Here is a 25,837-nt window from a genome sequence, read left to right on the forward strand (position 1 = left end):
AAAAATGCCCCTTTATTCTAACGGTTTCTGTTATTTATCGAAATATTGAATATCAGCATTTTTACGTAATGCCTTCACCCAGTCTTTGGTCGCTTCTTGTAATTGACTATTCACGATCTGTTCGTAAGCTTTTTGGCGATACGCATCTTCTGTTTTATCGCCATCACGACTGCCCACTACTTCTAAAATATGCCAACCAAATTCAGATTTAAATGGTGCTGAAATGGTACCTTGTGGTGTAGTTTCAACCATTTTTGCAAATGGGCCCACATAAGCTTCTGGGAAGGCATAGCCTAAACTGCCGCCATTCGCGCCAGATAAATAATCTTTAGAGTATTTTAATGCCGCATCAGCAAATGTCGTTTTGCCGGAAATGATATCACGGCGAATACGCTCTAATTCTGCTTTTGCTTGCGCATCATTCAGTAATGGGTTTAATTTTAATAAAATATGACGAACTTTATACTCTTTACCCGTTACTTTCTTTGCATTACCTTTTGCCTTTGCCTCATCGAGCATTTGCTTACCTAGTGCATCTACTTGTTCACGGGTGACATCAACACTATTTTGAATGGCATGATTACGCACACCCGCCATTAACATTTGACGAGAGATTTGTTGTTTAAATGCATTTAGAGAAATACCTTGATAATCTAATGCATCTAAGAATTGACCATAAGTTAAACCATTTCTTTCGGCAATATCTTCCACAATGCGATTTACTTCCGCTTGGTTGACTTTTACTCCCGATTCTTTGATAGCCTTATCTGTCAGTATATCATCAATAATCTTATCTAATGCTGCTCGTTGACTACCTTTTTTACCCATTACTGCGTTTACTTGACTTTGTAAAATGGGTATACCATTCACTGTCGCCACAACGCGTTCTTCTGCTTGTACTTGTGAGAAAGCCAGTAAGCCGATCATCGCAAATAAGAAAGATTTTAACATTGATTTTTCCATTTTAGTTGTCTTTAAAAATAATAGGATAACGTTTCTTAGATTATCAATTTTATTAAAGGTTCACAATAGGCTAACCGCTATTTAGCCAATAGTGCTACACCATAACAACCATCAAGCTTTAATGTACGAACTTGAACTTGCTCCTCTCGAGACGTCGGCACATTTTTACCAACATAATCTGCCCGAATCGGTAATTCACGGTGTCCACGATCGACTAAAATCACCAATTCAATTTTAGACGCTCGCCCAAAATCCGTTAATGCATCCATTGCTGCACGAATCGTTCTCCCAGTAAATAACACATCATCAATTAAAATGACTTCTTTACCCTGAATATTCATATAACTTGATGCACCACTATACACCGGAGTTGGATTTTCAGGTTCGACATATTCTAAATCATCGCGATAAAACGTAATATCCAATTCCATCATTGGCAAAACTACGCCCTTTAATTCCTCAATACGACGTTGAATTAGTTCAGCAATTTCTGCCCCTCGACGTTTAATCCCAACCAAAATCACATTATTGAAATCCTGGTGCTTTTCAATAATTTCATGGGAAATCCGAGAAATGGTGCGTAAAAATCTATCCGCATCAATAATGATTTTTTCCATTTTATCCCTCACTTTTTTACACACTAAAATGTCATAAAAGTGCGGTCAGAAAAATACACATTTTTTAACCACACTTTTAACAGAATACTAACTAAACTCTAATTCTACCGCATTTTCACCCAATAAATTCACCAATTCTGTCAAAATCTCATCAGTTGGCATAATTGACCATTGAATTCCTAAACGCAGTAAGGCGCGACCTTTTGTACTTTGATAATATACGTTAATTGGTAAAGTTCCGCCACTAACAGGCGCTAACATTTCTTTCAGCTTTTTAATAAAACTTGAGCTAATCTGCTCTTCGGACAAGCTTACCGCCAAAGATTTCGCATAACGGGAACGCGCCTCATCTAAGGTCATTAGATCCCGTACTGACATTTTTAATCCACCAGAAAAATCGTCAAAACTCACCTGACCAGATACCACTACAACCGTATCTTTTTGTAGTTTTTCGCCGAATTGGTCTAAGCTTTCGCCAAATAGGGTTAGGTCTAAACGTCCTGAACGGTCATCAATGGTCGCGATACCAATTCGATTTCCTTTTTTCGTTGTAGCAAAGCGAGTTGATACTAATAAACCCGCAGCTGTGCTAATTTGTCCACGGCGATTTGGCGTGAGATCTTTTAATCGCGTAGCGCTGTAATGAGAAAGCTCTTTTAAATAACGACTTACCGGATGGCTACTTAAATACAAACCTAGAGTTTCACGCTCACCATCTAAAATTTGTTTTTCTGTGTAAGGTGGCGTGTGGGCATAAGCATTTTCGACTTCTTCGTGTGTTTCTGTCAGCACACCGAACATATCGGCTTGTCCCATGGCCTCATCTTTTGCATGCTGATCTGAAGCTTTAAGTGCATCTTCTAGATTCTTAGATAACGCCGCACGATGTGGCCCTAACTTATCAAATGCGCCCGACATAATCAGACTTTCAAAGGTCCGACGGTTAATTTTTTTCAAATCAACGCGAGCACATAAATCAAATAAATCTCTGAAAATCCCACCTTCATTACGAGCGGTAATCAATGCATCAATCGGGCCTTCACCTACCCCTTTAATGGCGCCGATACCGTAAACAATCTCACCATTTTCATTCACACTGAAATGATGTTTCCCTACGTTGATATCCGGTGGCGTGACTTTTAAGTCCATACGTAAACATTCATCGTACAAGCCAACAATTTTATCGGTATTATCCATTTCCGAAGTCATTACTGCTGCCATAAACTCAGCAGGGAAATGGGTTTTCAGCCAAAGGGTTTGGTAAGATACCAATGCATAAGCAGCAGAGTGCGATTTATTGAAACCATAGCCGGCAAATTTTTCCACCAAGTCGAAAATCTTCATGGAAAGCTCACCATCAACACCATTTTTTTCAGCGCCTTCTTTAAACACTGAGCGCTGTTTCGCCATTTCTTCCGGCTTTTTCTTACCCATCGCACGACGTAATAAGTCCGCACCACCAAGAGTATAACCTGCTAACACCTGAGCAATCTGCATGACTTGCTCTTGATACAAAATAATACCGTAAGTTGGCTCTAAAATCGGTTTAAGGCTTTCATGTTGATAGTTTGCATCAGGATAAGACACTTCCTCACGACCGTGTTTGCGGTCAATAAAGTTATCCACCATGCCAGATTGTAATGGACCTGGTCGGAATAACGCTACCAACGCGATAATATCTTCAAAACAGTCTGGCTGAAGGCGTTTAATTAAATCTTTCATTCCACGCGATTCCAACTGGAATACGGCGGTCGTTTCAGACCGTTTCAATAAATCAAAGGAATCGGGATCATCTAATGGAATAGCTGCAATATCGACTAGCGGTTTGCCTTCACGAGCAAGGCGGGCATTGATCATATCTAATGCCCATTTGATAATGGTGAGTGTACGCAAACCTAAGAAGTCAAACTTCACTAAACCGGCATATTCCACATCATTTTTATCGAAGTGGGTAACAGGATGAAGCCCCTCGTTGTCACAATAAAGTGGTGCAAAGTCTGTAATCAAAGAAGGGGAAATCACCACGCCACCCGCGTGTTTACCCGCATTTCGCGTTACCCCTTCCAGCTTACGTGCCATATCAATTAGGGCCTTGACTTCTTCATCTGAATCATATGCCACTTGTAACTGTGGTTCAGCCTCAAAAGCCTTGGCTAAAGTCATGCCGGGATCAGGGGGAATCATTTTAGAAATACGATCCACAAAGCCATAAGGATGGCCTAATACGCGCCCCACATCTCGAATTACCGCTTTCGCCGCCATGGTACCAAAAGTAATAATTTGCGATACTGCACCACGTCCATAGGTTTCTGCGACATGATCAATAACGCGATCTCGCCCATCCATACAGAAATCCACGTCGAAATCAGGCATGGAAACACGTTCTGGATTTAAGAAACGCTCAAAAAGAAGATCGAATTCAAGGGGGTCCAAATCGGTAATTTTTAGTGCATAAGCTACCAATGAACCTGCACCGGAACCACGTCCAGGTCCAACAGGAATATCATTGTCTTTTGACCACTGGATAAACTCCATGACGATTAAGAAGTAACCCGGGAAACCCATTTGATTGATCACATCGAGTTCGACTTGAAGGCGCTCGTCATATTCCGGTCGTCTTTCTGCCCGCAATTTTTCATCGGGGAATAAAAACGCCAAACGCTCTTCCAAACCTTCTTTGGCTTTCATCACCAAATAATCTTCCGTACTCAGGTCGCCTGTTGGGAATTTTGGGAGGAAATACTCGCCCAAACGCAAAGTGACATTACAGCGTTGCGCAATTAATACCGTATTTTCAAGCGCGGAAGGAATATCAGCAAATAATTGGCACATCTCTTCTTCTGAGCGGAAATATTGTTGTTCGGTATAACGTTTTGGACGTTTTGGGTCGTCTAGGGTGTAGCCATCATGAATAGCGACACGAATTTCGTGCGCCTCAAAATCATCAGGTCTAAGGAAAATAACATCATTCGTCGCTACAAGCGGCAAATCACGCGCCTCAGCCAGTTTTAATGCGGCCTGAATATAACGTTCCTCATCCGGACGCCCCGTTCGAGAAAGCGAAAGGTAAAAATGGTCAGGAAAAAATTCTTGATAAAAACTGACCGCACTTTCAATTTCGGAGGGATTTTCTTTTAGCAGTTTTTTACCCACATCACCCTGTGTGCCACCGGATAAAACAATCACACCATCACGATGTTCAATCAGCCATTGCAAATCGATATAAGGCAAATCAACATAACCGCGCTGATAAGCTTTTGAAAGCAATAATGTAATGTTTTTATAGCCTGCATTATTCTTGGCAAGTAACGTGAGTGTAAATAACTCCTCACCACATAACTCACTTTTAACATGTACATCAGCACCAATAATCGGCTTAATTCCTGACGAAAGTGTTTCGCCGTAAAAACGCACCACACCACAAAAATTGGTAAAATCAGTTAATGCTAATGCCACCATATTATCTGCCGCACAGGCTTTAACTAACGGCTTCACTTTCACAATTCCATCAATCATTGAAAAATCAGTATGTGTACGCAGATGGACAAAGCGAGGTTGGACTAGCATTCAAATTCCTTGTTAATTAAAAGTGCGGTTAATTTTAACGAGATTTTGTAAGAGGCTCAATAAAGCAAAATGCGAGGTCAAGCCCCGCATTTTAACTTATATTTATGATTATTTTCTAGCCAACGGTGGTACAAAAGTTAAGCCTAAATCCCAAGGTTGTTCAATCCAAGTATTTTGTGGAATATCAATTACGTAGTCATCTACTAGCTCTGCGCCGGCTGGTTTGGCAAATACTGTTACAAATTTTGCTTTCGGATACATTTCACGAATTGCACGAGCGGTATTTCCGGTATCCACTAAATCGTCTACCACAATCATTCCCTCGCCATCACCTTCTGCTCGATGTAATACATTTAATGCACCTTGCTGATCATGATCGTAGCTAGCAATACAAACCGTCTCTACAAAACGAATATTTAATTCTCGAGCAAGTACCGCTGCAGGAAATAAGCCTCCACGACTTACGGCTATAATTCCCTTCCATTGCGTAGCAGGAAGTAAACGTTCCGCTAATTTGCGGGCATGCATTTGGAACATATCCCAAGTAACTACATATTTTTCGCTCATAACAAATACCTTTAACTTTGTCGCTAAATAAAAAATTGTGGCGAATGATAACCTGAAATAGCGTTTTATGCTATGATTTCCGAAAAATTTTTAATGAAAAAAGGAGTTCATTATGTCAGAAATTACCACATTACAACCGCAATTACTTTGGAAATGGTTTGATCAAATTTGTGCGATTCCGCATCCTTCTCACCATGAAGATGCGCTCGCGACCTTTATTGTTAACTGGGCGAAAGAAAAACAATTTTTTGCTGAGCGTGATGAAGCCGGTAATGTATTAATTCGCAAACCTGCCACAGCAGGAATGGAAAAAAGCCAACCTGTTGTATTACAAGCGCACTTAGATATGGTGCCGCAAGCGAATGAAGGCAATCCACATAACTTCGCCCAAGATCCTATTCGTCCTTATATAGATGGCGATTGGGTGAAAGCACAAGGTACCACGCTTGGTGCAGATAATGGTATTGGATTAGCATCCACCTTAGCCGTACTAGAAAGTACCGATATTGCGCACCCTCCGCTTGAAGTGTTGCTCACCATGACTGAAGAAACCGGCATGGATGGAGCCGTACACCTTCGTCGTAACTGGTTAAAATCAGAAATTTTAATCAATACCGACACCGAAGAAATCGGTGAAATCTACATTGGTTGTGCTGGCGGAGTGAATGCGAATATTGAGCTTCCTATTCAACGTGAAAGCAATCCATTCAGCCATAGTTTGCAAATTAACTTAAAAGGTTTGCGAGGTGGTCACTCTGGTTGTGATATTCACACCACACGTGCGAATGCAATTAAAGTGCTAGCACGTTTATTAGCAAAACTCTCACAAAATCAACCGCACTTTGCCCTTGCAGAAATTCGCGGCGGTTCAATTCGTAATGCGATTCCACGTGAAGCCGCTGCAACGATTTGCTTCAATCATGATGTAGAAAGCATAAAAAGTGCGGTCAAAAATTTTGAAGTTTTACTGAAAGAAGAGCTTGCTATCGCTGAACCAAACTTAACCTTAACCGTTGAGCAAGTTGAAAACCCACAACAAACCTTCTCGCTTGAAACCACCCAAAAAGTGATTAATTTGCTGAACATCTTACCAAATGGCGTAATCCGTAACAGTGATGTCATCAAAAATGTCGTGGAGAGCTCATTGAGCATTGGTGTATTAAAAACCCTTGAAAATAAAATCGAAGGCACCATTCTTATTCGCTCATTAATTGAAAGCGGTAAAGAATATGTAAAAGAAACCTTAACTTCACTCGCCAAACTCACGGGGGCGACAGTGGAATTCTCTGGTTCTTACCCAGGTTGGAAACCGGTAAACGACACCGCAATTTTAGCCTTAATGAAAAAACATTATGCAGAAGTGCTTGGCAAAGAGCCTGAGATTAAAGTGATTCATGCAGGGCTTGAATGTGGCTTGTTGAAAGAACATTATCCGAACATTGATATGATTTCTGTGGGGCCAACCATTCGTAATGCGCATTCGCCAGATGAAAAAGTCCAAATTTCAACAGTACAAACATACTGGGAATTACTCACAAAAGTTTTAGCGGAGATTAAATAATCTCTCAGCAAAAAACAGAATACTTATCTGCTCCCCAAAGGTTGAACTAAGCTTCAGCTGATTAAGGAGCAGTTTTTTCAACTAGTTCAATGTATTTAACACTAACTAGCTAAGCACATTATGCATGTCGTTTTGCTGTTGATGTAAATGCAATTTTATCTGGCCGATAACTAATACTCCCATATTGAAACAGACGACCATCAGCCAAATAAGTCGTGCTCGTCACATTTACGACCATGTCATACTCACCAATATTTATCGCATTTTTTTCTTCTTCATTAGCATAACGAAAGACAATTTTTCGTTGTGAGTGGCTAATTTTTAATTTTAATTCGTTTTCCAAATAGTGATAAATAGAGTGTTCTGCAATTTCTCGACTAATAAACGGTACGATGCGGCGATCAAAATAAGAAACCTCATATTCAACGGCCTCTCCATCTATTTCACGCAAACGAGCAATGCGATAAAAATCGATCTGATCGTTGACGTTAAAAATATGCATCAGTTCTTCTTCACCTTGCACAATATACAAGCTAGTTAATGTCGTTTTAACATGGTGTGTTGAGGCACTATTTAGTTCGCTAACGGTTTTAATTTCAGAAAGTATTTGTGGTTTAGATAAGTCATGCTCTAAAACAATTGAATTTCGGCCTTGTTGCTTTTGAATATAGCCATCAATTTCAAGTAAAGAAAGCGCTTTTCGAATGGTATCTTTAGAAAAACCATAACTTTGCATGAGTTCATTTTCACTAGGAAGCTCTTGTAACGGTGCAAAATTACGATTGTTAATTTGGCTTTTTATATCGTTATAAACCTTCTTGTACTTGCTCATTTTTAATCCTTTTATCTACCATTCGTTCCATAGGTATAGCTATAGCATATCATAAAACCCAAAATGTTATACGTATAAAATATGATAAATATCACTCTTTTACGAAAATGACCTGACCTTTTACGTAAAAGTTATTGCGTTAAAATATGTTTAGGTTAGAATGAGCCCAAATGATAACTTCCTAGAGGAAATATTATGCTGACTCGTTCAAGTGGTGTTCTTATGCACATTACTTCTCTACCAAATTCATTTGGGATTGGTAGTTTTGGGCAATCTGCTTATGACTTTGTTGATTTTTTAGTTGAAACTAAACAAACTTATTGGCAAATTCTTCCACTTACCACCACCAGTTATGGTGATTCACCTTATCAATCTTTCTCTGCGATTGCAGGTAATACTCACCTTATTGATTTTGATTTATTAGCCCAAATGGGCCTGTTGAAAGAAGCTGATTATGCTTCAGTCAATTTTGGGGATGATCCAACTAGCGTGGATTATGAACGCATCTTCTATGCGCGCCGTCCGATTTTAGAAACGGCAGTGAAAACTTTTTTAGCGAATCAATCATTCCAAGCTGATTTTAAACACTTCGAGAAAAACAACCGCTTGTGGTTAAACAATTTTGCTGAGTTTATGGCAATTAAAGAGCATTTCGGTAATCAAGCATTGCAAAAATGGGATGATAAAAAAGCCGTTGCACGTGATCCAAGTGCATTGGAAAAATATCGCAGCATGTTGGCGGAGCAAATTCAGTACTTTAAAGTGACGCAATATTTCTTCTTCAAACAATGGACTGAATTAAAAAATTACGCAAATCAAAAAGGCATTCAGATTATTGGTGATATGCCGATTTACGTGGCGGCAGATAGCGTAGAGGTTTGGACAAAACCAGAACTCTTCCAATTAGATAAAGAACGCAATCCACTTGTTGTTGCTGGGGTTCCAGCGGATCAATTCAGTGCAACCGGACAGCTTTGGGGCAACCCGCTTTACGATTGGGAAGAGCATAAAAAACAAGGCTACACTTGGTGGATTCACCGCATTGAAGAAAGCTTCAAAATTTATGATGTACTGCGTATCGACCATTTCAAAGGTTTCTCTGATTATTGGCAGGTAGATGGAAAAGCAGAGGTTGCTAAAGATGGTAGCTGGCAGCCAGGCCCAGGTTATGACTTATTTAAAGCTGTTAAAGAGCAACTAGGTGATTTACCGATTATTGCCGAAGATTTAGGTAATATTGATGATAAAGCCAGAAAGCTACTTGCAGATTGTAACTATCCAGGCATGAAGATCCTGCAATTTGGCTTTGAAGATGTTAGCGGAAAAAGTTTAGATAGCCCGCATTATTGCATTCCGCATTCCATTGTTTATACCGGTACACATGATAATGATGTGACCAATGGTTGGTATAACAGCTTAACTGAACAACAGCAGCAATATATCAATGATTATACGCACCGCCGTGAGGATGAATCGATTTACCAAGCAATGATTCGTCAGCTCTTTGCGACGGTTAGCAATACTGCGATTGCCACAATGCAAGATGTTTTAGATTTGCCAGCCAGTTCAAGAATGAATGTTCCCTCAACAATTGGTGGAAACTGGCAATGGAGAATGCAGCAATCTGATTTAACACAAGATAAAAAAGACTTTTTAGCAAAAATGACCACGTTATATCAACGTGCGAATCAGGAAAAAAATAATGATGAAATTTAGTACATTTGTAAAAAACGAAACCAATAAATCGCTTGAACAATTAAGCGATAAAGACACTTATATTCAATTATTAAATTACGTAAAAACACTTTCTGCAGATAAACCAAAAAACACAGGTAAACGTAAGGTTTATTATATTTCTGCTGAGTTTTTAATTGGTAAATTACTTTCTAATAACCTGATTAACCTTGGTGTGTATCAAGACATCAAAACGGAATTAGAAAGTGCGGGCAAATCATTAAGCCATATTGAAGATATTGAGCCAGAACCGTCTTTAGGAAATGGTGGGTTGGGTCGTTTGGCTTCTTGTTTTATTGATTCCATGTCTACACTTGGCTTAAATGCTGAGGGAGTAGGTTTAAATTATCATTATGGTTTGTTCAAACAGGTCTTTAAAAAGAATGAACAACATGCCGAGCCTAATGATTGGATTGAGGATAGCTCTTGGTTAATTCCAACGGATATTAGCTATGATGTGCCATTTAAGAAATTTACGTTAACCTCTAAATTAGATCGCATTGATATTTTAGGTTATAAGAAAGACACGAAAAACTATCTCAATTTATTTGATATTCAATCAGTGAATTCTAACCTGATTAAAAATGGGATTGAGTTTGATAAAACCGCGATTGAAGAAAATCTAACTTTATTCCTTTATCCAGATGATTCAGATAAAAATGGCGAATTACTGCGTATTTATCAACAATACTTTATGGTATCAAATGCGGCACAATTATTAATTGATGAAGCGATTGCACGTGGCAGTAATTTACATGATCTAGCCGATTATGCCTATGTACAGATCAATGACACGCACCCTTCAATGGTGATTCCTGAATTAATTCGCTTATTAACGGAAAAACATCAGATTAAATTTGCAGAAGCGGTTGAAATTATACGTAATATGGTGGGCTATACCAACCATACAATTTTGGCTGAAGCATTAGAAAAATGGCCACTCGCTTATTTAGATGAAGTGGTGCCTCATTTAGTGGTGATCATTAAAAAATTAGATAAATTAGTGCGTGCCGAGTATAAAGATCCTGCCGTACAAATTATTGATGAACAAAAACGTGTGCATATGGCGCATATGGATATTCACTTTTCAAATTCTGTGAATGGTGTGGCGGCATTACATACAGAGATTTTGAAAAATTCAGAGCTTAAAGCGTTCTATGCGTTATATCCTGAAAAATTCAATAATAAGACAAACGGCATTACCTTCCGCCGTTGGTTAGAGTTTTCTAATCAGCCATTAGCGGCTTATATTAAAGAATTGATTGGTGATGAGTATTTGCATGATGCAACCAAATTAGAAAAATTGTTAGCCTTTAAAGGTGATAAAAAGGTTCATCAACAATTAGCGAAAATTAAGTTTGAAAACAAATTGGCATTAAAAGCGTACCTTAAAGAAAATAAAGGTATTGATTTAGATGAAAATTCTATCATTGATACGCAAATTAAGCGTTTCCATGAATATAAACGCCAACAAATGAATGCGCTTTACGTGATTCATAAATACTTAGAAATTAAAGCAGGTAAATTACCAAAACGTAAAATTACCGTGATTTTCGGTGGAAAAGCTGCACCTGCTTATATTATTGCTCAAGATATTATTCACTTAATTCTTTGTTTATCAGAGTTAATCAATAATGATCCTGAAGTGAACAAGTATTTAAACGTACATTTAGTGGAAAACTATAATGTGAGCGTGGCGGAAAAGCTGATTCCTGCAACCGATATTTCAGAACAAATTTCACTTGCCTCTAAAGAAGCTTCTGGTACAGGGAATATGAAGTTTATGCTTAATGGCGCGTTAACACTAGGCACAATGGATGGTGCTAATGTTGAAATTGCAGAATTAGCAGGCACTGAAAATATCTATACTTTCGGTAAAGATTCAGAAAGCATTATTAAACTTTATGAAACAGCGGGTTATGTTTCAAAAACGTATTATGAAAACGACAAAGAGATTAAAAGAGCGGTCGATTTTATTCTAAATCCTGCCGTGGTGAAATTAGGGAACAAAACACGTTTAGAACGTCTTTATAACGAATTATTGAATAAAGACTGGTTTATGACGTTAATTGACTTTAATGCTTATGTCGAAGCGAAAGAACAAATCTTAGCTGATTATGAAGATCAAGATAGCTGGAATGAGAAAGTGGTTCACAATATCGCAAAAGCGGGCTTCTTCTCATCAGATCGCACTATCGCTCAATATAATGCAGATATCTGGCATTGTGAGGGCTAAGGGGGGAAGCAATGAAACTACTTACCCTGAATGTACACGCTTGGTTAGAAGCTAACCAAGCGGAAAAAATAGAGATTCTTGCTGAGACGATTGTGGAAAAGGGTTATGACATCATTGCCTTACAAGAGGTTAATCAATTGATGTCGGCTCCTGCTATTTCGCCGACATTAAAGCAAGATAACTATGGTGTCATTCTATTGAATAAAATCAATCAACGCGTTGCACAAAAATATTCGTTTTTTTGGAGCAATTCGCATATTGGTTACGATAAATATGATGAAGGCATTGCGTTTTTAACCCGTTTGCCTGTCTATGATGTTGATGCATTTTATTGTAGCCAACATCAACGTCTTGACTCGATTCTCTCTCGTAAAATCATTGGTTTGACGGTGGAATATCAAGGTCAGTTAATTGAATGTTATTCTTGCCATATCAATTTGCCAAATTGCGATGGGGAAAACCAACTCGATAATGTTCGTTATATTGTAGAACGGAGTCAAAGTGCGAATCTTAAAATCTTGATGGGCGATTTTAATACCGATGCAATAAGCGATCAGCAAACTTATCAACAAATTAAATCCTTAGGTTTATTTGATACGTTTGAAATGGCAGAGCAAAAGGATAGCGGCATCACTGTAGAGAAAGCGATTGATGGCTGGAAAGGCCATAGTCAAGAAAAGCGATTAGATTATATTTTTTTAAACCAAGCAAAAAGGGTTTTATCCAGTCAGGCTATTTTTAATGGAAAAAATAAACCGATTGTTTCCGACCATTTTGGCGTAGAAGTAGCTCTCATCTTGTAGGAGAATAGATATGAAAAAAATGCTCAGTTTTGAGTTTTGGCAAAAATTTGGTAAATGCCTAATGGTGGTGATTGCCGTTATGCCAGCAGCAGGTTTAATGGTGAGTATTGGCAACTCACTGCCTTTGATTAGTGACGCAGAATGGCTGGCGCGTGTCGGAAACATTATCGCTCAAATTGGTTGGGGGATTATCGGTAACCTTCATTTATTATTTGCTTTAGCGATTGGTGGTAGCTGGGCAAATGAGCGTGCAGGTGGCGCATTTGCAGCGGGTCTTGCTTTCATTTTAATTAACTTAATCACTGGTCACTTCTTCGGTGTGAAAATTGAAATGCTAGCCGATCCAAATGCTCACGTAAGTACTGTATTTGCAGGCGAAATCCCAGTTGCACATTACTTTGTGAATATTCTAGGACAACCTGCATTGAATATGGGGGTTTTCGTCGGTATTATTGCGGGTTTTGTGGGGGCAACAACCTTCAATAGTTACTACAATTTCCGTAAGTTACCTGAAGTACTCACCTTCTTTAATGGTAAACGTTTTGTTCCTTTCGTTGTTATTTATCGTTCTGTATTAGTCGCTATCGTCTTATCGCTATTCTGGCCTTTAGTCCAAACCGGAATTAACCATTTCGGTCAATGGATTGCTAATTCACAAAACTCAGCGCCAATCTTAGCACCATTTATTTATGGTACCTTAGAGCGTCTATTACTTCCGTTTGGTTTACACCACATGTTGACTATCCCAATGAACTATACGTCATTAGGGGGTACTTATGAATTCTTAACAGGTGTACAACAAGGTAAACAAGTATTTGGTCAAGACCCGTTATGGCTTGCATGGATTTCTGACTTAATTAACCTTAAAGATGCGGGTAATGTAACCCAATATAACGAGCTACTTTCAACCGTGACACCCGCTCGATTCAAAGTAGGGCAAATGATTGGTTCAAGCGGTATCTTAATGGGCTTGACGCTTGCTATGTATATCAACGTAGATGAAGATAAGAAAAAACTCTATAAAGGTATTTTCCTTTCATCAGCACTTGCGGTGTTCTTAACAGGGGTAACAGAGCCAATCGAATACATGTTTATGTTTGTCGCATTACCACTTTATATTGTTTATGCGTTAGTACAAGGTTCTGCTTTTGCCATGGCAGATATCGTGGACTTACGTGTGCATTCCTTCGGTAACATTGAGTTCTTAACGCGTACACCAATGGCGATTAAAGCCGGCATTGGTATGGATGTAATCAACTTTATTTGGGTATCTATCCTATTTGCCGTTGCTATGTTCTTTATCGCGAACTTTATGATTAAGAAATTTAATCTTGCCACAGCAGGCCGTAATGGTAACTATGATGCAAAAGGTTCAGATGAAGCTTCTAGCGATGAGCCAAAAGTGGCAAATGCTAGCGCGCAAGTTATTCAAATCATCAACTTACTTGGTGGACGTAATAACATCGCAGATGTTGATGCTTGTATGACACGTTTACGTATTACCGTACATAATCCAGACTTAGTGGGTGATGAAGCAAGCTGGAAACAAGCGGGCGCAATGGGCTTTATCGTGAAAGGCTCTGGTATCCAAGCGATTTATGGGCCAAAAGCAGATGTTTTAAAATCGGATATTCAAGACGTGCTTTCATCAGGCATTAACATTCCTAAAATGTAATTCTACTTAAATATTGATTTTATCCCCGCTTTCAAAAGTGGGGATAAACCACTATTTGCAAGCACCTGTGCATCGGAACCTATCGCCACGCCTTTAGAGGCTGTTACAAGCGTTTTAACCCCAAGACCGATGGCATTTCCACCATTAACTTTTGTCGCTAAATCGTCTTTACCACCAATCGCAATATCACCATTTTTGACGGCTGTTACTTTCCAACCGATGGCGATAGATCCATTACCTTGCTCTTTAGCTGTACTATTTTTATCTCCTGCCGTCCCCCCTGCAATAGCAATAGCACCTCTGTCGTCAATTCTAACTAACATACTTCGATTATTATTAGCTGTTTTATCAGCTGTTACTGCAGCATAAGCGACATCACAGATTTGAGAAAAAAACAAGGCTAAAACGGATAGTTTAAAAAACTTTCCCGTTGTGGAATTTTTGATGAACTCGAGGATGAGGCTTTCGCTTCCCCTTTTGCTAATTAGGGAATCACTACTAATGATTGAGTTGTTTTATTCCAAATAATCTTGAATACTTTGTTCACTTTTCGATTATCCTGAATAATGATTAAAAATAAATTTATTTACAGTACAAAAAATACATGCTGCATAAATATACACATAGAAATGTTATTTTCGCTCAATAAGGCTAAAAAGCCTACAAGCAGATGAACCGATCAATTCTATGACAAATTAATGAATCAAACAAGAACAGAAAAAATACAATAATGAGAAGGCAGACCGACCGTGATCTTCAAGGTAATAAAAAAACCTATACACCAAGTGTGTATAGGTTTTTTTTATAATATATGCAATGCTTCAATACGTTTTTCTAGCGGAGGATGGCTCATAAAGAGTTCGCTACGTTTGCCGTTAATCATAAAGGCATTAAGTGAACCCTCCATCTCTTGCGGCTCATGAATTTGTTGTAAACGTTGCAATGCCGCAATCATTTTTTCTTTACCTACAAGCTGTGCAGAACCTGCATCTGCGCGGTATTCGCGATAGCGTGAGAACCACATTGCGATAATGCTCGCTAAAATACCAAATAAGATTTCTAACACCATTGAGACTAAGAAGTAAATGCCTGAGCTGCGGCTTTCTTCATCACCATTACGAGAACTTGCTACCACATTGGCAATCACGCGAGATAAGAAAATCACAAAGGTATTCAATACGCCTTGTAATAAAGTCATGGTTACCATATCACCGTTTGCAATATGTGATACCTCGTGAGCCAATACCGCTTCAGCTTCTTCTTCCGTCATGGAGTTTAATAAACCCGTACTAATTGCCACTAAAGAATTGTTTTTAGTTGCCCCCGTAGCAAAAGCATTCGCATCATTAGAATGGTAAATCGCGACATCTGGCATTGGGATGCCTGCTTGTTGTGCTTGACGGCGTACAGTTTCCACTAACCAACGCTCAGCCTGATTACGAGGTTCGGTAATTACTTCAGCCCCCACAGAGCGTAATGCCATGGTTTTTGATAAAAATAATGAAATCAATGATCCGGCAAAACCGAAAAGCATCGCCATAATTAAAATGCCACCTGTACTATTTCCTGCAATACCGGTCACATTTAAAATAATCCCTAACACAAGCATCACAGCAAAGTTAGTCGCTAAAAATAAAAGGATTCGCATCATAATAAAGTTCCTCAATAAAATAGAAAGTAAACACTGCAATAATGGAGAATTTTTTACAAAATTCAAGGTTAAACAAATAATTTATTGTAAATCTTCTAAGGTATTAAAATTTACAAATCGTCCTTCTTGTTCGTCAAATTGGACCGCAGCCGCGCCATTTTTGTTCATAAATTGTAATAAACGACGTTCACCTTCGTTTAAATAAGCGCGTAACTTCTCTTTAAGCTGAACGGACATCAAACAAAATGTCGGGTGCTCACGCGCTTTATCTTTTGCATAAGCCATTAAAGTGCGGTCATTTTTAACCGCACTTTTTAGTTTTTCTAATAAGTTTTGCGGAAAATACGGGCTATCACAAGGCACAAAAAGCACAAAATCCGTTTTAGCTTGTTCGAGTGCTGTTAACATACCACTCAATGGTCCCTGAAAATCAGGCAATTCATCTGAAAATACGGGAAAACCCCATTGTGCATATTCTGTGTGGTGACGATTAGCATTGATAGAAATATCAACCACTTGAGGTTGTAAGCGTTCAATCACATGGCTAATTAATGGTTTATTTTGTAAAAGCTGTAAGCCTTTATCTGCACCATTCATCCTCCGCGCTTTTCCTCCCGCCAAAATAACCGCACTTATTGTGTATTTCATATTTTCTTATTGCCTTATTTGAAGTATGATCTACCCTTATTTTTCTCCATTTAAAAGGAAATAGCAATGAAATGTAAGCGTTTAAATGAAGTATTGGAACTTTTACAACCTTATTGGTCTAAAGACCCAGATCTGAGCTTGTTACAAATTTTGCAAAAAATTGCTGATGAAGCAGGTTTTGATAAACCCGTAGCAGAATTATCTGATGAAGTAATTATTTATCATTTAAAAATGCACGGCACAGATAAACTTGAGCCAATCCCTGGCATCAAAAAAGATTATGAAGAAGACTTTAAAACCGCCTTGTTAAAAGCGCGTGGAATTATTAAATAAGGAAAACAAATGAAAAAAGTTTTATTTTTACTCGGTGCTTTATTTTCATTTAATGCATTCGCAGCCAACCTAGAAGAAGGCAAACAATACGTTCAAGTGAGTCAAACGGCTTCTGCACAACCAGAAGTGATTGAATTTTTCTCTTTCTACTGCCCACATTGTTATGCCTTTGAAATGGAATACCACATTCCAAAACAAGTTGCTGAAGGCTTACCACAAGGCACTGAATTTAAACAATATCACGTTAACTTCTTAGGTCGTCAATCTGAAAACCTCACTCGTGCATGGGCATTAGCGATGGCTCTTGGTGCTGAAAACAAAGTGAAAGCGCCTTTATTCGAAGCGGCACAACAAGATAAATTAAGCTCAATGGACGATATTCGCAAAATCTTCATTGATAACGGGGTTACAGCTGAACAATTTGATAACAACATCAACAGCTTTGCTGTAAACGGTTTAGTAAATAAACAAGTAAATGCAGCGGAACAGTTCCAAGTACGTGGCGTACCTGATTTCTATGTCAATGGCAAATACCGTGTAAACCCTGAAGGCTTAAATTACGACGATTTCGTCAAAGATTATGTAGAAACCGTGAAAGGTTTATTGCAAAAATAAAAAAAAATTGGTTTAATGCCTGCCGTTTTTAAATATAAAGAAGAGAGATGATTTTATGGCTGCTAGTTTCAGTGTTACTCGTCGTTTTTTTGACGACAAAAACTACCCACGCGGATTTTCCCGTCACGGTGATTATACAATCAAAGAATCCCAAGTATTAGAGCAATATGGCCAAGCGTTTAAAGCATTAGATTTAGGTGAACGCAATCCAGCGACACAAGAAGAAAAAGAATTTGTTGCATTTTGCCGTGGTGAACGTGCGCCGGAAACTTTCTTCGAAAAAACGTGGAATAAATATCGTACTCGCATCAACACCACAAAACGTGTTTACACCTTATCGGGTGATGTGAGCGAAGCGGCTTCTGGCGGCGAAGATTATTCTGGCGAATAATACATTTAAAAAGGCAGGCAGAAGCTTGCCTTTTGTTTTTTTATCAATCCCCATGCTTGCCAAGGACTGTGGGATATTTATCATTCAAATGTAAACATCAATGCAACTACCCATTTCCCAATATACCGAACTCCTGCAAAAAAAGACTGAAAAACTGACCGCACTTTTGCAGCCCTTTAACACCCCAGAAATAGCCGTGTTTGATTCGCCGACTAGCCATTATCGGATGCGTGCAGAATTTCGTATTTGGCATGATAAAGGCGATTTTTATCACATCATGTTTGATCAAAGCACATTGCAGCGTTATCGAGTGGATGAATTCCCAATTGCCAGCGAACTGATCAATCGCATGATGAAAACCTTACTGCCATTGTTAAAAACGCAGAAAGTATTACATAAAAAACTGTTCCAAATTGATTATTTGAGCACACTCAGCAATAAAATTATTGTAAGCCTACTTTACCACAAGCAACTCACTGAAGAATGGCAAAGCGCTGCAGCAAACCTAAAAGGTGAATTACAACAACTTGGTTTTGATGTGCAGCTGATTGGTCGTGCGAGTAAACAAAAAATCTGTTTAGAGCAGGATTTTGTCGATGAAGTGTTACCGGTGAAAGGGCGTAATTATGTTTATCGCCAAGTGGAAAACAGCTTTACCCAGCCTAATGCAGCTGTAAATTGCAAGATGTTGGAATGGGCGATTGATTGCACTCAAGGTTCGCAAGGGGATTTATTGGAGCTGTATTGTGGCAACGGCAATTTCTCTATCGCCCTTGCACAAAACTTCCGCAAAGTCCTTGCTACCGAAATCGCCAAGCCATCTGTTGCGGCTGCACAATTTAATATTGCGAAAAATGGTATAGATAATCTGCAAATTATCCGTATGTCGGCAGAAGAATTTACCCAAGCCATGAATGGCGTACGTGAGTTTAATCGCTTAAAAGGCATTGATTTAAAAGCCTATCAATGCAATACGATTTTTGTGGATCCACCACGAGCAGGGCTTGACCCTGACACGGTAAAACTGGTACAGAATTACGATCGTATTTTGTATATTTCCTGCAATCCACATACCCTTTGTGAGAATTTGCAAACCCTAAGCCAAACCCACCGCATTGAAAAAGCGGCGCTGTTTGATCAATTCCCTTATACAGATCATATGGAAAGCGGCGTATGGCTGGTGAGAAAATAAAAATTCAACTGCTTGCTGAAGCGGGAACATCATCAGAATTGACCGCACTTTGTTCCCCTTTTGGTATCGAGCATTGTACTGAAAGTCCGCTTGCATTGGTGCGAACCAAAACCCACCTTGCCCTGCGTAAACTGGATGAACCCAAGTTGGGCGATGTCTTTGTAAATTTCGTGGCTGGTGCGATGGCTCATCGTCGTAAATTTGGGGGTGGACGTGGCGAAGCTGTTGCCAAAGCTGTAGGCATTAAGGGCGCAGAATTGCCGAGCGTGATTGATGCCACAGCAGGACTTGGTCGAGATGCCTTTGTTTTAGCTTCTATCGGTTGCCAAGTGCGCTTAGTAGAACGTCATCCAGTAGTATATTTGCTATTGCAGGATGGACTCAACCGCGCCTATCAGGATGCAGAAATAGGTGAAATGATGCAACAAAATATGCAATTACTAGATGTTCATCATATTGCCAAACTTAATCCACAAACCGAGAGTGCCGATGTGGTGTATTTAGATCCAATGTATCCACATAAGCAAAAATCCGCCCTAGTTAAAAAAGAAATGCGTATATTCCAACATTTGGTTGGTGCAGATTTGGATGCCGATGAGCTCTTGACACCTGCGCTACAATTAGCCCGTAAACGCGTGGTGGTAAAACGTCCTGATTATGCGGAATTTTTAGCGCAAAAAGCGCCCCATGTTAGTCGTGAAACCAAAAACCACCGCTTTGATATTTATATGGGAGAAGCACAATGCTAAAAGAAAGTGCCGTTGTGATGAGCTATGATGCAGAAACCGGTCTTGCTAAAGTGAAATGTCAATCACAAAGCGCCTGTGGGGCTTGTTCGGCTAGAGAAGCCTGTGGAACAGCTTCCCTTTCTGAACTTAACGGAAAACGAGGCGAGCATATCTTCACGGTAGAAACTATCACGCCACTCCGTGCAGGCCAAATGGTAGAAATCGGTCTAGAAGAAAAATCCATGTTATTTTCTGCATTATTAATGTATATCGTGCCACTTTTCACGCTATTAGTTGCAACATTGCTTTCAAGTTATGTCAGTGAAAATGAGCTCATCCGTGCGATTTTTATCTTTATTTTGACTGCACTTTCTTTTGTTATTGTTAAACGATATACCCACAAACTCGGCCAACAAACAGAATTTCAGCCTGTTTTGTTGAGAGTGTTGTACTAAATAAAAAGAACGGCTGAAAACAATTAAATTTTCAACCGCTCTTTTGTACTTAGCTTATTACTACTCGAAAGGCCTACATGAAGATGTAGGCTTTTCTATTAAGATAATAATCTTTGTACTAAAGAAGTATAAATATTAACCCCAGTAAGCAATTGATTTTCATCGAAATCAAATTCAGCTTCATGATGACCTGCTGTGCGATCTGCACCAAGAATGAAGTAAATAGCTTTGCCTCCGTGTTCTTGTACACGTCTACCTAAAATAGTCGCATCTTCACTTGCATTGAAAGCATAATCTGAATTTACGTTATTTATTTGTAGTTGTTCAAGAGATATTTCTTCGATGAGTTTTATAAGTTCAACATCGTTATTCATATCCACTGCTTCACCTACAATTTCAGTTTCATACGCTACATCAAAACTTATGGAGATACCTTTGGCTATTTGCATGACTTGTTCAGTCATGTATTCATTAATTGCTTTATTTTCTCCCCGCACTTCTAATTGTAATTCAGCAGAGGATGGAATAACATTTCGTCCTTCACCCGCTTTTAGCACACCCACATTAATTCTTGTCATGCCTTCACCATGGCGTGCAATACCATGAAGTTGAGTGACTGTATGCGCTGCAGCTAATAAAGCATTATGGCCTAAATGGGGGGCAGCACCTGCATGTGCAGGTTTACCTTTGTAGCGAATATCAATTTTTGTAGTGGAAAGAAAATTTCTTGGATTAGCAATAACTGTGCCTGTATTCGCGCAAAAACTAATGTGTGAAGAAGCAAAATAATCTGCATCATCAATTATGCCACTTTGTGCAATGGCTGCTGCACCTCGAACACCTTCTTCTGCTGGTTGGAATACAATTTTTACTTTTCCAGTGAGTTTATCTTTGTTCTGAGCGATCCATAATGCAACACCTAAACCTATTGTAATATGTGAATCATGTCCACAAGCATGCATAAAACCATCGTTAATTGAGGCAAAACCTTCTTTATTTGGAATATGCTCTGGTGAGCGAGTTTCCGTTACATTCACACAGTCTACGTCAAAACGTAACGCGATGGTTTTCCCTGGTTTACCTGAATCAAATAATGCCACACAACCAGTATATCCTTCCATTTTTTCGAGCCATTTTTTATTAGCTCCATAGGCTTTTGCATTAGCTAAACCTTTATCTACTACTGCTTGTTTTCGTCCACGAACAAAGTCCGGATTTATAATTTGTTTGCCAAGAAAAATTTCAAAACAACCTAAGTCTTCTAAGTAATCCGCAATGCGAGAAGTTGTCCAAAATTCACTCCAGCCAATTTCTGGAAAACGGTGAAATTCACGACGCCATTTAACAAGTTGATTTAAATCTAAGTTCATTTTTTTCTCCTTTAAAAGTCTATAAAAACAGACCGCACTTAAATAAAGTGCGGTCAATTTTTTACTATTTCTACAACATAAATAATGCTAAGAATAAAACAGCAAGTATCATGCCTGGTGCGGTACGTTTTACCATTTCTACTGGACTTACCATAGCAAGGCCTGCACAAACAATAGTTACGCCTGCAATTGGTGAAGCTGTACGACCAATTGCACCAGCAATGGCTGCTGCCATACCAAGATTTACATGAGTGTAGCCGAGTTCTACAGCATGTGGTGTGACGGCACTGTTAAAGGCAATCGCTGCCGCATCCCCAGAACCTGTAATTAAGCCCATTAAGAATGGTCCAATTGTTGCACCCCAACGTACAAATTCGTTGGATTCTTTTAAGAAAGAAATTGCAGCATCAACTGCGCCCGTAGATTTTAAACCTGCTACAAATACACTGGCTGCAATGATGATACCAAGTACGTTTGCATAAGAATTTCCCATACCATTGAAAAATTCTTCAGTAATTTTTACTGGGGAAATTCGAGTGACGATAATGCCGTAAATTGCGCCAATGAGCATCGCTTGAGGCACACCCATTTTAGTCCATTCAAGACCTGGCACTTGTTGTAATGACGTTCCACCAATCACTAAAATAACTAATGGTATTAATGGTGCAAGGGCATAAAGTACATTGACGCCTTCAACAACTTTAATTTCACTTTCTTTTTGTTCTGCAAGATAAGCTTGGCGATGTTGTTCACCATAATCTTTAAAAACAAGCGCAAGAATTGTTAAAACAACAGCACCTATTGCTCCCGCAATCATGTTATATGGTGCATGTGAAAGGTTTACTTGAGCGATAGTTAAGCCTGACATTTCACTAATCATTGCTGAGTGAGAAGAACCTGGGCTCATCATTGATCCAAAAGTCCCTGCTAAAATAGCTGCCCCAGCAGTAGCTGGTCGAACACCCGCACTTTTTAAAACAGGAATTAATGTTGCACCAACCGCAGCTGCACAACCAGCAGCAGAAGGGATAGCAATATTAATGAAAAAGGTGATGACGGTTGCAATCGGAATTAAGAAGAATTTTAATCCGCTTAATGGTTTGGTAAGTAAATGCACTAGATGAGTATCACATTGAGTGTATTTCATTACATAAGCAAAACCCATACTAGAACAGATAGCCATAATTAATCCGCCAGATGTCATGCTTTTGGCAAAAGCATCTAATGCGCCCATTGGATTAAGCGTCAGAATGGACATTATTAAACCAACACCAATTAAAACGGTTCGGGTTTCGGCTTTTTTAATCAGAAAATAAATTGTGGCAATAATGCCAATCACTGCAACGATGGATTTAAATAATTCCATTATATGTTCCCTTTAAGTTAATAAGAAAAAGTTGTATTGATGTCAAATGTGCCACATTCCATATTTTCACTGAAGCACAAAATAGGATTTTCACCCAAAACAGTTGCCATTTCATTTTGTATATGAAGCGCAGAACCTTCAGGCAATGCATATACAAGTGTGGTTGGATTAACGAGTAAAAATTCTGCCAAACGTTCTTCTCGGCTTTCACCATTATGGCCTTGCATTTTACCTGAAATAAAGTGCGGATTAATTTGATGAGGAAAAAGTTGTAATGCTTGAAATGAAGGAGGATAAGTAATCGGCATATCATTAGTTGTCATAATAGATGCGCCCGCTACATTGGCCCCAGCACTCCAACCAAAATAAGGCGTACCGTTATTTACTTTTTCACGAATGATATCAATCAAATTGTGTTCATAAAGTTGTTTTAACAAACAAAATGTATTCCCGCCGCCAATAGCAATGACATCTGCTTGTTCAATAATATCTCGATGCTGTTTGCCACGATGAACGGAAACAATATTCATCCCTAAATCAGAAAGTGCATTTTGCACAGTTTTTTCATATTCATCAAAAGTGCGGCGTACCCCAGCATAAGGCACAAAAGCAATTGTTTTACCATTATAATCAGCCAAGAAATTTTGTAACCAAGGTATGGCATGTTCAAGATAACCTGTGTTCTTGTATTTTGAACTACTGAGCAGTAACATGTTTTTCATTTTCTACTCCTTTTTAGAGGCATTTAGCAATACCGATATTACGCTTAGAAAAGGTTAATTTTCAACGAAAAATTATTATTGTTTGACGAATATCAAAAAATAAACCGTGTCAGGAGAAAACTATGTCAATTAATCTTAATCGTGTTCAAAATTTAATTGAAAAACTGGCTTTTATTTCATGTTATATCAGTGAAAATGAGACCATCCGTGCGATTTTAATCTTTATGTTGACCGCTCTTTCCTTTGTCATGGTTAAACGTTACACCCGAAAACTCGGCCAACAAACAGAATTTCAGCCTATTTTGTTAAGAGTATTGTCCTAAATAAAAAGAACGGTTGAAAACAATTAAATTTTCAACCGCTCTTTTGTACTTAGCTTATTACTACTCGAAAGAGCCTACATTAAGATGTGGGCGTTTCTTTTTTAATTAGCTTGTGATTTTTTAAGATCAAATTTGTAAGAAACAAAACCATACAATGTCCAACCAATAAAGGTCACAATTGAACCATATAACATCGCTTGTTCACCGGCTGCATAAAGTGCATAGATACTATAGAGTGAACCAATAAAGGCAACAAAAACGGTTGTTTTATATTTTTGTGGCGCAACATTTTCCGCTTTCAATAACACTGCGAGAGCAGCCATTGAGAGTAAGTATGGGATGACGTTTGTAACCACTGCTAAGTCCACCAACACGTTAAATTGTTTATTTAATGATGGGCTGATTGTCATTAAAGAGAGTAAAGTTTGTAACGCAGTAATGGTAATCATACCAACAACAGGTGCATCTTTACTGGTAACTTTTTTGAAAAATGCTGGGAAATAACCTTCTTCTGCTGAAGATTTGAATACTTGAGCAATAGTGAACTGCCAGCCTAATAATGAACCAAAGCAAGACATCACCATTAAGCCCATGATAACTTTACCGACAGTTTCATCAAACATATGAGCAAAGGCTAAACCGAATGGCGCTGTTGAATTAGCGAGTTCAAGGTTAGGTACAATACCTGCAATCACGTTAGTTGAAACGATATAAATTACCGCTGCCCCTAAGGTACCACCAAGTACTGCGATTGGTACGTTTTTCTCTGGATTTTCAACGGCATCTGCGTTAGCACAAGCTGATTCTAACCCTAAGAACGCCCATAATGTCATTGAAATAGATACACCGATCGCTTCAAAAGTTGGTACGTTGTGTGGGTTCCAAGAGTTTACATACATTGAACCATCGAACCATTTCCAACCGATGATTGAAATACCTACCACAGGAATAATTACACCCCAAATGGTGAATGAACTGATATTACCGGTGATTCTTGCACCACCAAAGTTAAGAACGGTTGCAAGCCAAAGGGTGAAAATAGTCCATAATGCGATAGAAAGTGGAGAAAGGGTTGCACCTAGAAGCTCTGAACCATAACCCACCGCAGAAATCGCGATTGCTGTATTCGCAATAACTAATGATACACCGTAGGTGTAGTTTGCCATGAAGTTACCGGCTTTACCGAAAGAATATTCCGCATAACCGCCCATACCACCAGATTTTTTACTGAACATACCGCATTGTGCGAATGCGTAAGCTAAGGCTGTTGAACCAACGGCTGTTACAAGCCAAGAAACGATGGAGATAGTCCCAATTTCGGCCAATTTGGTCGGTAACATAATGATACCGGAACCCATCATATTAACCATGGTAAGAATGGTGAGTTGTACCACACCAATTTTATTACTTTTAGCACTCATAATTTATACTCCTACAAGTGCGGTCAAAAAATCAGATGTTTTTAACCGCACTTTTTTGTTTGTGCTG

General features: G+C 38.9%; 23 protein-coding genes and 1 pseudogene. 12 read left to right on the forward strand and 12 right to left on the reverse strand.

What is annotated here, in order from left to right; translation table 11 throughout:
• Nucleotides 1-30: 30 nt before the first annotated feature.
• From EL215_RS02430 to gpt, 4 genes are all read right to left on the reverse strand, one after another.
• Nucleotides 31-963 carry a peptidylprolyl isomerase gene (locus EL215_RS02430; protein ID WP_126469956.1) on the reverse strand — a complete coding sequence of 311 codons (933 nt, stop codon included), beginning with the start codon at nucleotides 961-963 and terminating at the stop codon, nucleotides 31-33.
• 77 nt (nucleotides 964-1,040) lie between these two features.
• On the reverse strand, nucleotides 1,041-1,580 hold the full coding sequence (gene pyrR, locus EL215_RS02435) for a bifunctional pyr operon transcriptional regulator/uracil phosphoribosyltransferase PyrR (RefSeq protein WP_049356914.1): 540 nt from the start codon (nucleotides 1,578-1,580) through the stop codon (nucleotides 1,041-1,043).
• A gap of 87 nt (nucleotides 1,581-1,667) precedes the next feature.
• On the reverse strand, nucleotides 1,668-5,147 hold the full coding sequence (gene dnaE, locus EL215_RS02440; RefSeq protein WP_049356916.1) for a DNA polymerase III subunit alpha: 3,480 nt from the start codon (nucleotides 5,145-5,147) through the stop codon (nucleotides 1,668-1,670).
• A 108-nt stretch (nucleotides 5,148-5,255) separates the two neighbouring features.
• The gene (gene gpt / locus EL215_RS02445; RefSeq protein ID WP_049356918.1) at nucleotides 5,256-5,714 is read right to left on the reverse strand and encodes a xanthine phosphoribosyltransferase; all 459 of its coding nucleotides are present in this window, start codon (nucleotides 5,712-5,714) and stop codon (nucleotides 5,256-5,258) included.
• 112 nt (nucleotides 5,715-5,826) lie between these two features.
• On the opposite strand from gpt, the gene EL215_RS02450 reads away from it, so the two are divergent.
• Nucleotides 5,827-7,275: an aminoacyl-histidine dipeptidase gene (locus tag EL215_RS02450; RefSeq protein WP_126469958.1), complete on the forward strand. Its 1,449-nt coding sequence runs from the start codon at nucleotides 5,827-5,829 to the stop codon at nucleotides 7,273-7,275.
• 118 nt (nucleotides 7,276-7,393) lie between these two features.
• Here EL215_RS02450 and EL215_RS02455 read toward each other — a convergent pair whose 3' ends face one another.
• A complete protein-coding gene (locus EL215_RS02455) occupies nucleotides 7,394-8,107 on the reverse strand; it encodes a UTRA domain-containing protein (RefSeq protein ID WP_126469960.1) in 714 nt (237 codons plus the stop codon).
• Between the two features lie 195 nt (nucleotides 8,108-8,302).
• Here EL215_RS02455 and malQ point away from each other — a divergent pair, with 195 nt between their 5' ends.
• The 4 genes from malQ to EL215_RS02475 are packed head-to-tail and all read left to right on the forward strand — an operon-like array spanning nucleotide 8,303 to nucleotide 14,555.
• Entirely contained in the window at nucleotides 8,303-9,823 is a 1,521-nt protein-coding gene (gene malQ, locus EL215_RS02460; protein ID WP_049356923.1) for a 4-alpha-glucanotransferase, read from the forward strand.
• Nucleotides 9,810-12,077 (forward strand): glycogen/starch/alpha-glucan family phosphorylase, encoded by a 2,268-nt coding sequence (glgP, locus tag EL215_RS02465; protein WP_232013314.1) that lies wholly within the window; start codon nucleotides 9,810-9,812, stop codon nucleotides 12,075-12,077. Before malQ ends, glgP begins: the two co-directional genes overlap by 14 nt.
• Before the next feature lie 11 nt (nucleotides 12,078-12,088).
• Entirely contained in the window at nucleotides 12,089-12,880 is a 792-nt protein-coding gene (locus EL215_RS02470) for an endonuclease/exonuclease/phosphatase family protein (protein WP_126469962.1), read from the forward strand.
• A 10-nt stretch (nucleotides 12,881-12,890) separates the two neighbouring features.
• On the forward strand, nucleotides 12,891-14,555 hold the full coding sequence (locus EL215_RS02475; RefSeq protein ID WP_126469964.1) for a PTS transporter subunit IIBC: 1,665 nt from the start codon (nucleotides 12,891-12,893) through the stop codon (nucleotides 14,553-14,555).
• 2 nt (nucleotides 14,556-14,557) lie between these two features.
• Here EL215_RS02475 and EL215_RS02480 read toward each other — a convergent pair whose 3' ends face one another.
• The 3 genes from EL215_RS02480 to mobA all read right to left on the reverse strand — a co-directional run bounded on the left by EL215_RS02480 (nucleotide 14,558) and on the right by mobA (nucleotide 16,854).
• A complete protein-coding gene (locus EL215_RS02480) occupies nucleotides 14,558-14,878 on the reverse strand; it encodes a hypothetical protein (RefSeq protein ID WP_126469966.1) in 321 nt (106 codons plus the stop codon).
• Nucleotides 14,879-15,357: 479 nt separating this feature from the next.
• Complete coding sequence (gene htpX, locus EL215_RS02490; protein ID WP_197721754.1) at nucleotides 15,358-16,209, reverse strand: protease HtpX; 852 nt, start codon at nucleotides 16,207-16,209, stop codon at nucleotides 15,358-15,360.
• A gap of 78 nt (nucleotides 16,210-16,287) precedes the next feature.
• Entirely contained in the window at nucleotides 16,288-16,854 is a 567-nt protein-coding gene (mobA, locus tag EL215_RS02495; protein ID WP_126469970.1) for a molybdenum cofactor guanylyltransferase MobA, read from the reverse strand.
• 66 nt (nucleotides 16,855-16,920) lie between these two features.
• Here mobA and EL215_RS02500 point away from each other — a divergent pair, with 66 nt between their 5' ends.
• From EL215_RS02500 to EL215_RS02525, 6 genes are all read left to right on the forward strand, one after another.
• Nucleotides 16,921-17,187, forward strand: a complete 267-nt coding sequence (locus EL215_RS02500; protein ID WP_005694923.1) for a YihD family protein — start codon at nucleotides 16,921-16,923, stop codon at nucleotides 17,185-17,187.
• Between the two features lie 9 nt (nucleotides 17,188-17,196).
• Nucleotides 17,197-17,802, forward strand: coding sequence for a thiol:disulfide interchange protein DsbA (gene dsbA, locus EL215_RS02505; protein WP_126469972.1), 606 nt, complete (start codon nucleotides 17,197-17,199; stop codon nucleotides 17,800-17,802).
• A gap of 55 nt (nucleotides 17,803-17,857) precedes the next feature.
• Nucleotides 17,858-18,193: a MaoP family protein gene (locus tag EL215_RS02510; protein ID WP_126469974.1), complete on the forward strand. Its 336-nt coding sequence runs from the start codon at nucleotides 17,858-17,860 to the stop codon at nucleotides 18,191-18,193.
• 100 nt (nucleotides 18,194-18,293) lie between these two features.
• Entirely contained in the window at nucleotides 18,294-19,385 is a 1,092-nt protein-coding gene (gene trmA / locus EL215_RS02515; RefSeq protein WP_126469976.1) for a tRNA (uridine(54)-C5)-methyltransferase TrmA, read from the forward strand.
• On the forward strand, nucleotides 19,367-20,134 hold the full coding sequence (locus EL215_RS02520) for a class I SAM-dependent methyltransferase (protein ID WP_126469978.1): 768 nt from the start codon (nucleotides 19,367-19,369) through the stop codon (nucleotides 20,132-20,134). The genes trmA and EL215_RS02520 overlap by 19 nt, the downstream gene beginning before the upstream one ends.
• Entirely contained in the window at nucleotides 20,128-20,568 is a 441-nt protein-coding gene (locus tag EL215_RS02525; protein ID WP_164757048.1) for a SoxR reducing system RseC family protein, read from the forward strand. Before EL215_RS02520 ends, EL215_RS02525 begins: the two co-directional genes overlap by 7 nt.
• 98 nt (nucleotides 20,569-20,666) lie before the next feature.
• Here EL215_RS02525 and EL215_RS02530 read toward each other — a convergent pair whose 3' ends face one another.
• The 3 genes from EL215_RS02530 to pepE all read right to left on the reverse strand — a co-directional run bounded on the left by EL215_RS02530 (nucleotide 20,667) and on the right by pepE (nucleotide 24,026).
• Complete coding sequence (locus EL215_RS02530) at nucleotides 20,667-21,938, reverse strand: M20 family metallo-hydrolase (protein WP_126469980.1); 1,272 nt, start codon at nucleotides 21,936-21,938, stop codon at nucleotides 20,667-20,669.
• A 70-nt stretch (nucleotides 21,939-22,008) separates the two neighbouring features.
• Nucleotides 22,009-23,304 carry a C4-dicarboxylate transporter DcuC gene (gene dcuC, locus EL215_RS02535; RefSeq protein WP_005635328.1) on the reverse strand — a complete coding sequence of 432 codons (1,296 nt, stop codon included), beginning with the start codon at nucleotides 23,302-23,304 and terminating at the stop codon, nucleotides 22,009-22,011.
• A 17-nt stretch (nucleotides 23,305-23,321) separates the two neighbouring features.
• Entirely contained in the window at nucleotides 23,322-24,026 is a 705-nt protein-coding gene (gene pepE, locus EL215_RS02540; protein WP_164757049.1) for a dipeptidase PepE, read from the reverse strand.
• Nucleotides 24,027-24,202: 176 nt separating this feature from the next.
• Here pepE and EL215_RS02545 point away from each other — a divergent pair.
• Nucleotides 24,203-24,349 (forward strand): annotated as a pseudogene (locus EL215_RS02545) (SoxR reducing system RseC family protein); the annotation flags it as partial.
• Between the two features lie 101 nt (nucleotides 24,350-24,450).
• On the opposite strand, the gene potE reads toward EL215_RS02545, so the two are convergent.
• Nucleotides 24,451-25,770, reverse strand: a complete 1,320-nt coding sequence (gene potE, locus EL215_RS02550; protein ID WP_126469982.1) for a putrescine-ornithine antiporter — start codon at nucleotides 25,768-25,770, stop codon at nucleotides 24,451-24,453.
• Between the last annotated feature and the right edge of the window lie 67 nt (nucleotides 25,771-25,837).

This window comes from Haemophilus parainfluenzae (genome assembly GCF_900638025.1).
Classification (GTDB): Bacteria; Pseudomonadota; Gammaproteobacteria; order Enterobacterales; family Pasteurellaceae; genus Haemophilus_D; species Haemophilus_D parainfluenzae_J.